This window comes from Pseudobacter ginsenosidimutans (assembly GCF_007970185.1).
Taxonomy (GTDB): Bacteria; Bacteroidota; Bacteroidia; order Chitinophagales; family Chitinophagaceae; genus Pseudobacter; species Pseudobacter ginsenosidimutans.
Window position 1 is genome coordinate 4,120,939 of sequence record NZ_CP042431.1, and the last position, 13,535, is coordinate 4,134,473.

Consider the following 13,535-nt stretch of genomic DNA (forward strand, 5'->3'; position numbering starts at 1 on the left):
GTAAACGTTTGCAACCATTACTTAACTAACAATTGATTGCTGTATGAAAATCCTATCGTGGCAATCCCGTACGGGAATTGCATACGCTACCGCCATTCCATTCTGGCAGGTTAGCCGGATCTTACTGGCAACCTTATTCTTCTTCCTGGCTCAGCAACCTGTAACTGCACAGGATACAACAGGCATCATTATACGAGGATCGGTGAAAGACAGTGCGGGGATTGGCCTCGGGCAGGTGACCGTGAGTGAAAGCGGAACAAAGAATGCCACCATCACTGCTGCCGACGGCAGCTTCTCCCTCCGGATGCATAACAGGAACCATTCCATCGTATTCAGCTCCGTAGGCTTTCTGAGCCAGACATCCGAAGTTGGCAACCGAAATGAATTCAACATCACTTTGGAGCGCGACAGGCGCGATCTGGGCGAAGTGGTTGTAATCGGTTACGGAGCCAAAAAGAAGGAAAGTCTTACAGGCGCCATCTCTTCCATCACAGCCAAAGACATGGAACGCGTGCATGGCGGATCCACCGTCAGCAGCGGATTAGCGGGGAAAATACCAGGAGTGAGCTTTCGCATGCCCGATGGCAGGCCCGGCTCTTCTGCCACTATCCAGATCCGCAATATGGGCGCTCCATTGTATGTAATCGATGGCATTCAGCAGGATGCCGGACAGTTCAACAACCTTGCTCCCAATGACATTGAAAGTATTACCGTATTGAAAGATGCGTCTGCTGCGGTATACGGTGTACGTGCCGCCAATGGGGTTGTGGTGGTCACTACCAAAAAAGGCAAGCTCGGCGCGCGCAACACCTTCAATGTGGATGCCTATACCGGTACACAGAACTGGACCAGCTTCCCCGAAGTGCTCACCAATTCCTACGAATACATGCTCTATCGCGCAGAAGCGGAGATCAACCGTTACGGTAATACAAATATTACAGATGAGGACCTTGACAAATACAAAGCTGGCACCGACCGCGGCTACCAGAGCTTCGACTGGCGCAATTTCATCCTGAAGAAAAATGCACCGGTATATTCCGTGAACGTGAATGCTTCCGGCGGTTCAGATAAAATTCAATACTATCTCTCCGGTACAAGACTGTTCCAGAATTCGGTGCTGGGACGTGAATTCACTTTTGAGCGCAACAACATGCAATCGAACGTAACGGCCAAAATATCCAACCGCCTCAAACTTGGCATACAGGTGAATGGCCGTATCGAAACACGCGAAAATCCCGGTGTGCCTTATGTAGACGATTACTGGCTGGCGCGATTCGCCATCCTTCGAAACACACCACTTGAAAGACCTTATGCAAATGATAACCCTGAGTTCCTCAACGATATCAAACACAACGAAACAAACTGGGCTTATCTCAATAAAAAATATGCGGGCAAGTACAAGAGCGACTGGCGGGTGCTGCAGAGCAATTTCACAGCCGAGTACCAGATCCCGGGCGTCAAAGGTCTTGTGGCAAGCGGCATATTCTCTTACTACTATGCAGATCATCTGCTCAATAACCACGAGTATACTTACAAAACCTATACTTACGATCCCAACAACGATACCTACTCCGCCACCGGCGGAAGCACCAATCCCTGGCGCGAACGCGAGCAGATCAAGCAGGTGAATTACAATACACAGGTACAACTCAGCTATAACAATACTTTCGGGCTGCACAGCATCAGCGCTACCGTGGTGGCGGAACGAATCAAGAACCAGCGGCTCCGCAACTGGATACATTCGGTACCCAGCTCCAATGTGTTGCCACTGGTGTACTTCAACACAGCCGATACTTACCAGGACAGTGATGATCGTGAAGCGCGGATTGGCTATATCGGCCGTGTCAGCTACGGATATGATAACCGATATTATCTCGACCTGGCCGGCAGGCGTGATGCTTCCTATCTCTTTGCACCCAATAACCGCGTAGGTTATTTCCCTTCCGTGTCTGCCGCCTGGAGGATCACCGGCGAAAAATTTGTACAGAATATCCTGGGCGATCAGAGCATACTTACAGACCTCAAGCTCCGTGCATCCTATGGTGTATTGGGAGATGATAAACAAGCGAACGGCGATCCCATCGTTCCACCTTTCGCTTATATCGAAGGGTACAATTATAATCAGCCCGTTGCCATCCTCGATGGACAGGCAATTCTCGGCACCCGCGATAAAGGCGTACCCATCGACAATATCACCTGGGTGAGAAGCGCCATCACCAATATCGGTCTCGACTTCTCCCTGCTCAATGGAAAGCTCACGGGCGCTGTGGAATATTTCTACCGCAAGCGCACCAAGCTCCGTGGCCGAAAGGTAGATGTGCTGGTCCCGCTGGAGATCGGTTATGCATTGCCGGATGAAAGCATCAACAGCGATGCGCAATACGGACAGGAAGTATCACTCAATTACACAGGCGCCATTGGAAAAGTGAACTTCAGCGTGGGCGGTAATTTCATGTACGCCAGAGGAAAATTCCTTTCTTCCTATAATCCTGTTTTCTTCCACTCATGGGACCAATACCGCAGCAGCATGGAAAACCGTTTCCTGCGGATCGACTGGGGACTGGAAACCATCGGACAATTCAAAAGCCAGGAAGAGATCAATAATCATCCTGTGAACATCGATGGAAAAGGGAACACTACTTTATTGCCCGGTGATCTCATTTACAAGGATCAGAACGGCGATAACAAGATCGATGGATATGATCAGCGTCCTATCGGTTTTGGCAGAGGCACGCAGCCGAATATCACCTATGGATTCAATTTCGGTTTTGCCTGTAATGGATTCGATTTTCACGCAGACTTCTCTGGTTCTGCCGGATTCACCTGGTACCAGAGCTGGGAAACACGCTGGGCATTCCAGAATGATGGTAATCTCAATACCATCTTCAGGGATCGCTGGCACCGTGAAGACATGCGCGATCCCAACAGCAAATGGATCCCTGGAAAATATCCGGCCAACCGTTTCAACGATGGCGGGCACAGCAATTATTACGATTCCGATTTCTGGGCGCACAATGTGAAATACCTCCGCGCCAGGACCATCGAGCTTGGTTACACCGTTCCCGGTCACCTGATCAACAAATTCAAAATGCAGCGGGCACGCGTGTACATCAATACATATAACCTGTTTACACTGAGCAATCTCAACCAGTACAATGTAGATCCGGAAATTACTGAAGAGAATGGATTGCAGTTCCCGCAAAACAGGGTCGTCAATATTGGAATCAATCTCTCATTTTAAGCAATGAAAAAATGAAGACGATGAAGAAGATCATTTTATCCTACGCCATACTGCTGTTACTGGCAACAACAGCCTGCATGAAGGACAGTAAGTTCCTGAGTGTTCCTTCCACTTCCATACTCACCAATGAACAGGCTTTTTCAGAACCTGCGCAGGTGCTCTCGATACTGGCAGACCTTTATAACCGGCAATTGGACGTCACCAATTTCGACAATTGGCAGAGCTTTGCAGATTTCAGTGAAAGCTTTCCTTCGCAGAATGATCAGGACTTCTTTGTGAAACGAACCAGTTGGAATTTTGGTGAATGGGGCACCTGGGATTATGGTTATATCCGCGATGTAAACCTTTTCCTGGAACGGTGTGCGGCTGCTACGAAGCTTGAAGAAGCCGATAAATCAAGGTTCCTGGCAGAAGCCAGATTCCTGCGCGCCAATTTCTATTTTGAAATGACCAAGCGCATGGGCGGCGTTCCCCTGATCCTGAAATCACTGTACTATGAACTGGGCAGCGATCCAGCTTCATTACAATTCCCGAGGGCAAAGGAATCCGAGATGTATGATTTCGTGATCAGCGAAGCGGAAGCCATCAGGGATCTGTTGCCCGCCAATGCAACCGTGAAGAACCGCGCATCCAAAGGTGCAGCGCTCGCAATGGCCGCCAGGGCTGCACTCTATGCCGGAAGCATCGCGAAATACGGAACTAATACACCTTCAGTTTCCCTGCCCGGAGAAGAAGTGGGCATTCCGGCCGGTAAGGCAAATGCCTATTATGAAAAAGCACTGGCCTTTGCGAAAGATATCATCAATGGCAGTGCAGGCGCCTATGCTCTGTATGCGATCAAACCCGATCCTGTTGATAATTTCATCAATATTTTTCTGGACAAAGCCACCAATCCGGAGCCCATTTTCATCGAGGATTATCGCCTGAGAAGTGGAAAAGTGCACTATTTCACTGGCTGGAACCAGCCACGTTATGGCGCCGAGGAAGAGGAGGGCGGAAGGATCAATCCTTCACTCAACCTGGTGCAGTCCTTTGAAAAGCTCGACAATACATTTGCACCGCTGGCAGTGACCAGTGGCGGCAATCCTGTTTTCTACAATAACCCCGTGGATATTTTCGCTGACCGTGATCCGCGGCTGGCCGCCACCGTTATACTGCCCGGATCCAATTTCAAGAACAAGCCGGTAGATATCTGGGCAGGTTATATGCTGGCCAATGGTAATATCATTACCGGGGACGACCGCGGCGCACAGCGGCCCCTGCCAGGCACCACCAATCCCGTACAGGTGGTAGGCTTTGATGGACCTATCAATGCAAAAGAGTTCACGGCACAAACTGGTTTCTATATCCGGAAATATCTGGATCCCACACCCGGCGCCGGTTCCCGCGGCACTAACAGTGAAATTCCGTTCATCCGTTACCGTTATGCCGAGGTATTACTGAATGCTGCCGAAGCTGCTTTTGAACTGGGAAGGAAAGACGAAGCCGTCGGCTATATCAATCAGGTAAGGACCAGGGCAGGCTTCCCCACACCGCTTACAGAAGCGCAACTCACGTTCGATCGTATCGTGCATGAACGCAGGGTAGAGCTGGCTTTTGAAGGACATATACTTTTCGATATGAAACGCTGGAGGCTTGCGCATATAAGGTGGGACGGCAACAGGATGTCTGAAACCGAACTGGTGACCAATATCGGTAAAGCCAATAAACGCAGCACACAGCCCTGGGGCTCTGGCCTTACAAATATTACGCTCCCGGCGATCCTAATAATGGTAAATGGATGTTCAGGATAGTACTGCCTGCATTGGTAACCGGCGTCAATAATTTTCAAATGGGCAATTACTATTCCTTTATCAGTGATGAAGTTCGGGCCAATAACCCGAAGATCGTCCGCCAGCCAAACCAGTAATGTTCACGCCTCAAATTGAAAGATCATGAAAAAGTTTTTTCTTTCTATATTGTTACTGCTGTCACTTTTTGCAGTTGTTTCCTGTAAAAAAGATAATTATGATCCTCCTTCCGTAACCCTGCAAGGAAAGCTGGTTTACAATGGTGAAGCAATTGGAGTGGAACATGATAAAGTCACTTTTGAACTGTACCAGCATGGTTTCGGCAAAACCGGCCCGATGGGGAATACATTCAAACAGGACGGCAGTTACTCCATGCTGCTCTTCAATGGTGAATACAAACTGATCGTGCCGAATGGACAAGGCCCCTTTCAATGGAAACAGAAAGCGCAGGGCGGCCCTGATTCCGTAGTGATCAACGTCAACGGCAATCAGACCATTGATCTTCCCGTAACGCCCTACTACATGATCCGCAACCCGCAGCTGACTGCTGGAAGCGGAAAAGTCAGTGCCAGTTTCAGTATCGAAAAGATCATTACAGACGCTACAGCCAGGAATATCGAGAATGTAGCGCTGTACATCAACAGAACACAGTTCGTATCCGGAACAGATAACAATGGTTCAGCTTCTGTGAATGGCGGAGATATTACAGATCCTTCAAGCCTCACATTGTCTGTGAATATCCCTTCAATGAACCCTTCACAGAATTACATTTTTGCGAGGATCGGATTGAAGATCGAAGGACTGGAAGACAGGATCTTTTCGCCATTGGTGAAACTCAGTTTTTAGTGCAGCTCATAGAACAGTTTTCATTTTTTTAAATTTCTATAATGATGAAGAAGAACAGCCTTCTGTTGGGACTACTTTTTATTGGAGCAAATCTTTTTGCACAGGAATGGACAGTAAAACGGAACAAGATCCTGAGCCCCTGGGCAGAAAAAGTGGACCCTGCTCAAACACTGCCGGAATATCCCCGTCCACAAATGGTGCGCAGCAAATGGATGAACCTGAATGGGCTTTGGCAATACAATATCCTGCCATCTTCCGCTCAAACTGTGCCTGCATCTTTTACAGGAAAGATCCTGGTGCCTTTTGCAGTGGAGTCTGCCTTGTCTGGTGTTGAACGGACTGTGGGAAAGGACAGCGTGCTCTGGTATGAACGCAATTTCACCATTCCTGCCAGTTTCAAAAAGAATAATGTATTGCTGCATTTTGGAGCCGTGGACTGGGATTGCACCGTGTTCGTGAATGGACAGGAAATAGGTAATCACAAAGGAGGCTATACTTCTTTTTCATTCGATATTACCAGTGCCCTCAAGAAATCAGGCGCACAAACCATAGCTGTTCGTGTATGGGATCCTTCCGATGAAGGGCCACAGCCGCGCGGCAAACAGGTAGTAAAGCCTCACGGTATCTGGTATACGCCGGTATCTGGCATTTGGCAAACAGTATGGCTGGAAGCAGTTCCCGCCACTTATATCAGCGCTACCAAACAAACGCCTGATATCGATCAGCAGCAACTGAGTATTTCAGCCGAGGTTAAGAATCCGCAGGATGGAGACCAGGTGCGGATCACAGCCAGCAAAGGCGGAGAGAAGGTGGCTGAACAGACAGTACCTGCGAATACAGAGGTCGGGTTATCTATCCCCGATCCTGTTCTCTGGAGCCCGGCCAGTCCATTTTTATATGATCTGAAACTGGAAATATTGCGCAAGGGAAAAGTGATCGATACTGTAGGCAGTTATTTCGCCATGCGCAAGATCTCCATGGCCAAAGATGATAAAGGGATGCAACGCATGTTGCTGAACAATGAATTCGTTTTTCAATATGGTCCGCTGGACCAGGGCTGGTGGCCTGACGGATTGTATACAGCGCCAACTGATGAAGCCCTGAAATTTGATATCGTACAAACGAAGGAGATGGGCTTCAATATGATCCGCAAACATGTGAAGGTTGAGCCGGCCCGCTGGTACCGCTACTGCGATGAACTGGGTATGCTGGTTTGGCAGGATATGCCAAGCGGTGATCTCGGCAACAAATGGGAGCCGCATCCCGGCGTGTATGGCCGTGCCACAGACAAAGACCGGACAGCGGAGTCTGACCAGATCTATCGTAAGGAATGGGCAGAGATCATGCAGCAGTTCCATCATTTCCCCTGCATCGTGGTATGGGTGCCTTTCAATGAAGGGTGGGGGCAATACAAAACCAGGGATATAACGGAATGGACCATGCGAAATGATCCTTCCCGTCTTGTGAACAGCGCCAGCGGTGGTAATTTCGAACCCGTGGGACATATCATGGATCTCCACAATTACCCCGAACCCGCAATGCCTCAGCCCGATCTGTTCGGCGCAGACCGCATACTCGTGTTGGGAGAATTCGGAGGATTGGGACTACCCCTGGAAGGACATACCTGGCAGGAAAAGAACAACTGGGGATACCAGAGTTTCAAGAACAGCCAGGACCTGTACAAGCGCTATGCAGAACTGATGCAGCGTATCCCGCATTTGATCGAAAGCGGACTTTCTGCTGCCGTGTACACACAAACCACAGATGTGGAAATAGAAACAAATGGCCTGCTCACTTACGACAGAAAAAAATTCAAAATACCGGCAGCGCAGCTCAAGGCAGTGCACCAACCATTGTACAAAAGCGGCCTTGTGAACATTGCCAATCAATAATCATCATTATAGAACAAATACAATAATGAAAAAGATATTCTCAGGCCTGACTGCTTGTTTGCTATCCTGTATTTTGATGGCACAACGATCAGCACCTGCCTACCCTCTGATCACACATGATCCTTATTTCAGCATCTGGTCAACAACCGATGAACTGACTGCATCAACTACAAAACACTGGACAGGCAAGCCGCATTCACTGCTTGGTTTATTGAAAGTGGATGGTGTGATCTATCGATTCCTCGGCAATTCAGCCGATGGGGCAAAGGACGCCGCTATTCAGACAGCCATTCAAAAAAATGTAAAACTGAACGCTACCCAAACTTCCTATGGTTTTACCTGCGGCCCTGTTGAGCTGAACCTGCAGTTCACCTCTCCATTATTGTTGAATGACCTGGACCTGATAGCGAGACCCGTGAGCTATGTGAATGCCAGCGTGCAATCCAATGATGGTGTTGCGCATCAGGTACAATTGTATTTCGGCGCCAGTTCCACCGTTGCCGTCAACAAGCCTCAGCAGGAAGTGATCGCATCCCGGTATTCATCCAATGGACTGAACATCTTGAAAGCAGGCTCTACAGCACAATCAGTGCTCAAAACCAAAGGGGATGATGTGCGGATCGATTGGGGCTACCTCTATGTTGCCATTCCTTCCGGAAAAAATGTACAGCAATCCGTGAGCGTGCAAAGGCCGATGACACAGGCTTTCGATGCAGTGGGCGCAGAAAGTGATAAAGGAACGGAATTAAGCCTGAACACGGTTGTTGATCTTGGAAAAGTGAACACAGCCAAAGACCAATTGATACTGGTAGGGTATGATGATCTTTTCTCCGTTCAATTCTTTTCACAAGACCTCAAGCCCTGGTGGAAAATGAATGGCAGTACCATCGAGCAACAACTCGCTGCGGCAGCAAAGAATTACAAGACCATTCTTCAGCGCTGCAATAATTTCAATAAAAAGCTGCACAGCGATGCCATCAAAGCAGGCGGTGAGGAATATGCGGCATTATGTGAGCTGGCATACAGACAAAGTATCGCTGCACACAAATTAGTGAAAGGCCCGCAGGGGGAACTGCTCTTTCTCTCCAAAGAGAATTTCAGCAATGGCAGTATCAATACGGTGGACATAACCTATCCCTCCGCTCCGATGTACCTGCTCTACAATCCTGAATTACTCAAAGGAATGATGAATGGGATTTTCTATTACAGTGAAAGTGGAAAATGGACAAAGCCTTTTGCGGCACATGATCTCGGCACTTATCCCCTGGCCAATGGTCAGACTTACGGAGAAGACATGCCGGTGGAAGAATCGGGCAATATGCTGATCCTGGCAGGCGCTATCGCAAAGGTTGAAGGCAATGCCAATTACGCAAAGAAGCATTGGAAAACGCTGAGCACCTGGGCGGAATATCTGGCAAAAGAAGGCTTCGATCCGGCCAATCAACTGTGTACGGATGATTTTGCAGGACATCTGGCGCGCAATGCCAATCTCTCCGTGAAAACGATCGTGGCGCTGGGCGTGTATGCGCGGCTGGCAAAGCAATTGAATGAAACTGCCACTGCCGCCAAATACGGTCAACTGAGCAAATCGTTTGTGGAAAAATGGATGCAGCTGGCTGCTGACGGAGACCATTATGCGCTTACATTCGATGGCAAAGGAACCTGGAGCCAGAAGTACAACCTGGTTTGGGATAAGCTACTTGACCTCCAACTTTTCCCTGAAGAAGTATACAAAAAGGAGATCAGCTATTACCTGGGCAAACAGCAGGAATACGGATTGCCGCTTGATAGCAGGAAGACCTATACCAAATCCGACTGGATCATCTGGACGGCCACTCTCGCCGATAACCAGCATGATTTCAGAGCGCTCACAGCACCCGTTTACAGGTATGCCCTGCAAACAAGCACCCGTGTGCCTTTGAGCGACTGGCATGAAACCACCAATGGAAAGCAGGTGGGCTTCCAGGCAAGAAGTGTGGTGGGGGGCTATTTCATCAAAATGCTGGAAATGCAATTCAATAAAAAATAATCGAATCCTATGCGCAGGAATTTCTTTGGCCTGCTGCCCATCAGCGCCTGCTTCATCAGCTCCTGTGCAGATGAAGCAAAGCAGGCATCTGTAAAACAAAATACCGCGGCAGAAGTCCGCTCGCCGGAGAGTGCCGGTACACTCAACGATGTTGCACTGGGATTACCTTCCTTACAGGACTATGCAGGACCGGGAAATGGCGGGGGGGCAGGCCCTATCGGTCAACACCTGCTGACCATTTATACAGACAGGTACACACCTGTTGACTCTACGCATATCCCTTCGGGTAAGCTGGAGGCTGTGGCAGGAACGCCTTTCGGTTTTACGAAACCTGATACCATAGGAGCGAGGCTGGATGAAAAGAATGAACAACTGAAATTGGGCGGAGGCTATGATCATAATTTCGTACTGAATGGTTCAGGCATGAAACCCGCGGCCAGGGTGGAAGGCGATCGCTCAGGCATCGTGATGGAGGTATGGCCTTCTACAGTGCTCAAGCCCGGCGAAAACTATTCCACTGTTTCCGTTTGTCGTTTTTCTGTACGTAAGTAATCACCACAATTGCAATGGATGCGTGAAAAGATCAATAAAGTGACCATTGAAGACATTGCACGGGTGCTGAATATTACGGCAGCTACTGTGTCGCGCGCCCTGAATGATCATCCCGGAATTGCAGAGAACACCCGCAGGATAGTAAAGGAAACTGCAGCCAGGCTGCATTACCAGCCGAACAGGATCGCTTCATCGCTACGGCTGGGTCGCACCAATATCCTGGGCGTGATCATTCCAAGCGCAGAGATCAATTTCTTCGGATCAGTGATACATGGCATAGAAAAAATTGCCAACCAGAACAGGTACAGTGTTCTCATCTATCAATCCAATGAATTGTATGAGCATGAGAAACTCGGCGTGCAGGCATTTTTGCAGGCACAGGTGGATGGAGTGCTGGCTTCCGTATCAAAGGAAACCATCAATGCCGATCATTTCATTGAGATCAAAAAACGTGGAGTGCCCCTGGTACTGTTCGACAGGGCCATCGATTCCCTCGGCGTACCTTCTGTTGTGATAGATGATTATGCCGGCGCTTTCGCGGCAACCAAACATTTGATAGACCAGGGATGCAGACATATTGCGCATATCGGTGGTCAGCAGCATGTGAGCATTTTCAATCAACGATTGAAAGGGTATATCGATGCGCTGAACATGCACGGCATTGCCGTGAATGAGGACCTGATCGTGTACGGAAGGGTGAGTGTGGATTCAGGAAGGGAATGCATGCAACAGTTGCTCTCACTGAAACAGACGCCGGATGCGGTTTTCGCAGTGGAAGATTTTACCGCGCTCGGCGCCATGCAAACCATCAAGGACGCAGACAGGAAAATTCCGGATGATATAGCTATTATCGGTTTTGCCAATGAACAGTTCGGTGAATTCCTGACACCAGGTCTGTCGAGTGTGAATCAACAAACAGTTACGATGGGAGAGGAAGCAGCTTCGCTCTTGTTCAGCGAATTGCAAACCGCCGACCGTTACCAGTCCAATCCCAAAAAAATTGTGCTGGAAGCAAGACTTGTTTGCCGCGCTTCCAGTATCAAACAAAAATGAGCTTAATAAAAATGGTAGTTCTTACTTTCAAATCAGCAGTCGTTTCCCGGGCAGGAAGAAGATTACCTGGGAGGCAATGGTGGGTAATGATATTTTTTGTGCTGTTGCAGGGGACCTTGCCTGCCCAGGAATTTTCTTCGCTGCCCAATTTTCAATCACCCGTTTACCAGGAGTTGCCATTGGGCGCTATCAAACCACGGGGTTGGTTATTGCAGCAATTGACCATCATGCGTAAAGGCACCACCGGAAACCTGGACGGGTGGCTGAAGAAGATCAGCGATAACGGCTGGCGTGGCGGTAATGGCGATGCCTGGGAAGCCACGCCCTACTGGCTGGATGGCGCAGTGCCACTGGCCTGGCTGCTGAATGATACTGCTTTTAAAATAAGGATGATGCAGTATATCAACTGGACGCTGGATCATCAGCGTCCATCCGGCTATTTTGGTCCGATTACCAAACAGGAACGTGAAAGCGGTAAAAGCATCACTGCCGCCGACTGTAATAACGGTGAGGACTGGTGGCCGAAAATGGTAATGCTGAAAGTACTGCAGCAATATTATTCCGCTACTGAAGACAAGCGTGTGCTGCTATTCATGACAAAATATTTTCAATACCAGTATCAGGCACTACAACAATGTCCGCTGAACAAATGGACAGAATGGGCCGAAGCGCGCGGGATGGACAATATCCTGATAGTGCAATGGCTTTATCAAAAAACAAAACAACCACAACTGTTGCAACTGGCGGCTGCACTGCAAAAGCAAACCCTGCCCTGGAGTAAATTCTTTGCCGGCAGGGATTGGACTATTAATGCAGCTGCGTACCAGAACGACCAGCATTGGATGGCAAGGCATGGCGTGAATGTAGCCATGGGATTGAAAGATCCGGCTGTGCATTATCAGCGTACCGGTGATAAGAAATATCTCAGTGCGCTGCACACCGGTTTTAAAGATCTCATGACATTGCATGGGCTTCCTTTTGGTTGTTTTTCAGCAGATGAAGACCTGCATGGCAATAACCCTTCGCAGGGAACGGAACTTTGTGCTATCGTTGAGTCCATGTTCTCACTTGAACAGATAACAGGCATTACCGGCGATGTGCGATACATGGATGCACTGGAACGCATCACCTTCAATGCGCTTCCTGCACAAACCACTGTTGATTTCAATAACAAACAATATTTTCAGATCGCGAACCAGGTGCATATCAAAAAAGGAGTGTTCACTTTTACATTGCCATTCGACAGGGAAATGAACAATGTGCTCGGTATGCGCAGCGGCTATACCTGCTGCCTGGAGAACATGCACCAGGGCTGGACCAAATTCACCACGCATCTCTGGTACGGCACAAAGGACGGCGGCCTGGCTGCATTGCATTACGCTCCCTCTGAAGTGAATGTGAAACCGGGGAAATCGAAAACGGCTGTAACAATCAAAGAAACCACGAACTATCCTTTTGAGAACATTATCCGATTCGATCTTACTACCAATACGCCTGTAAGCTTTCCTTTTCAGCTTCGCATTCCTGCCTGGTGTAGGCTAGCCAACATCTATGTGAATGGAGTGAAGCTCCGTACAGAAAAAGGCGGACAGATCATAACGGTCTCGCGCACCTGGAAGAACGGTGATCAGCTGAAACTTGAATTACCGATGGAGGTTTCCGTTTCCCAATGGGGCAGTAATTCGAGGGCCATTGAACGCGGTCCGCTGTTGTATGCGCTCAAACTAAAAGAAGAATGGGAAAAAGGAACAGATGAACACCAGGGAGATTATTTCACTGTTCATACGAATGACAAATGGAATTATGGACTGGTGGCGGAACAGCTGAAGCAGGATCCTGCTTCCTGGAAAGTAAACGAGGTACAGCAAATAAAGGATGATTTTGTGTGGGACCTGCAACATGCGCCTATCGAAATAAAGGTGCAGGCCAAAAAAATCCCAGGCTGGACCATCGCCAATGATATTGCCCTGATACCTGTTACAGCGCGCGATGGATTGTATATGGGAAGAGTGGAAAACGAAACAGAGACTATCACGCTGGTTCCTTATGGTTGCACCAAAGTGAGGATTGTGGCTTTTCCGGTTGTGAAGTGATGCGGGTAACCGCCTTTCCGCTATTCATCCTCTCTATTT

At 48.7% G+C, this 13,535-nt stretch carries 9 protein-coding genes; all 9 read left to right on the forward strand.

The window, feature by feature from the left end; genetic code table 11:
- The first annotated feature begins 43 nt into the window (after nt 1-43).
- On the forward strand, nt 44-3,241 hold the full coding sequence (locus tag FSB84_RS16480) for a SusC/RagA family TonB-linked outer membrane protein (RefSeq protein WP_130539030.1): 3,198 nt from the start codon (nt 44-46) through the stop codon (nt 3,239-3,241).
- Nucleotides 3,242-3,261: 20 nt separating this feature from the next.
- Entirely contained in the window at nt 3,262-5,034 is a 1,773-nt protein-coding gene (locus FSB84_RS16485; protein ID WP_225979795.1) for a RagB/SusD family nutrient uptake outer membrane protein, read from the forward strand.
- Entirely contained in the window at nt 5,022-5,150 is a 129-nt protein-coding gene (locus FSB84_RS31450) for a hypothetical protein (RefSeq protein WP_262713759.1), read from the forward strand. Before FSB84_RS16485 ends, FSB84_RS31450 begins: the two co-directional genes overlap by 13 nt.
- 25 nt (nt 5,151-5,175) lie before the next feature.
- The gene (locus FSB84_RS16490; RefSeq protein ID WP_130539032.1) at nt 5,176-5,877 is read left to right on the forward strand and encodes a DUF3823 domain-containing protein; all 702 of its coding nucleotides are present in this window, start codon (nt 5,176-5,178) and stop codon (nt 5,875-5,877) included.
- A 41-nt stretch (nt 5,878-5,918) separates the two neighbouring features.
- Nucleotides 5,919-7,769, forward strand: coding sequence for a glycoside hydrolase family 2 protein (locus FSB84_RS16495; RefSeq protein ID WP_225979796.1), 1,851 nt, complete (start codon nt 5,919-5,921; stop codon nt 7,767-7,769).
- 25 nt (nt 7,770-7,794) lie between these two features.
- On the forward strand, nt 7,795-9,798 hold the full coding sequence (locus tag FSB84_RS16500; RefSeq protein WP_130539033.1) for a glutaminase family protein: 2,004 nt from the start codon (nt 7,795-7,797) through the stop codon (nt 9,796-9,798).
- A 9-nt stretch (nt 9,799-9,807) separates the two neighbouring features.
- Nucleotides 9,808-10,350, forward strand: a complete 543-nt coding sequence (locus tag FSB84_RS16505) for an aldose epimerase family protein (RefSeq protein WP_130539034.1) — start codon at nt 9,808-9,810, stop codon at nt 10,348-10,350.
- A gap of 18 nt (nt 10,351-10,368) precedes the next feature.
- Nucleotides 10,369-11,403 (forward strand): LacI family DNA-binding transcriptional regulator, encoded by a 1,035-nt coding sequence (locus FSB84_RS16510; protein WP_147122227.1) that lies wholly within the window; start codon nt 10,369-10,371, stop codon nt 11,401-11,403.
- Nucleotides 11,404-11,489: 86 nt separating this feature from the next.
- Entirely contained in the window at nt 11,490-13,496 is a 2,007-nt protein-coding gene (locus tag FSB84_RS16515; protein ID WP_130540960.1) for a beta-L-arabinofuranosidase domain-containing protein, read from the forward strand.
- Nucleotides 13,497-13,535: the final 39 nt, after the last annotated feature.

Excerpts from the sequence above, each read along its gene's own strand:
- FSB84_RS16495 (WP_225979796.1), top strand. The coding sequence starts at position 5,919 with ATGATGAAGAAGAACAGCCTTCTGTTGGGACTACTTTTTATTGGAGCA.
- FSB84_RS16505 (WP_130539034.1), top strand. The coding sequence starts at position 9,808 with ATGCGCAGGAATTTCTTTGGCCTGCTGCCCATCAGCGCCTGCTTCATC.
- FSB84_RS16510 (WP_147122227.1), top strand. The coding sequence starts at position 10,369 with ATGCGTGAAAAGATCAATAAAGTGACCATTGAAGACATTGCACGGGTG.
- FSB84_RS16490 (WP_130539032.1), top strand. The coding sequence starts at position 5,176 with ATGAAAAAGTTTTTTCTTTCTATATTGTTACTGCTGTCACTTTTTGCA.
- FSB84_RS16480 (WP_130539030.1), top strand. The coding sequence starts at position 44 with ATGAAAATCCTATCGTGGCAATCCCGTACGGGAATTGCATACGCTACC.
- FSB84_RS16485 (WP_225979795.1), top strand. The coding sequence starts at position 3,262 with ATGAAGAAGATCATTTTATCCTACGCCATACTGCTGTTACTGGCAACA.
- FSB84_RS16515 (WP_130540960.1), top strand. The coding sequence starts at position 11,490 with ATGATATTTTTTGTGCTGTTGCAGGGGACCTTGCCTGCCCAGGAATTT.
- FSB84_RS31450 (WP_262713759.1), top strand. The coding sequence starts at position 5,022 with ATGTTCAGGATAGTACTGCCTGCATTGGTAACCGGCGTCAATAATTTT.
- FSB84_RS16500 (WP_130539033.1), top strand. The coding sequence starts at position 7,795 with ATGAAAAAGATATTCTCAGGCCTGACTGCTTGTTTGCTATCCTGTATT.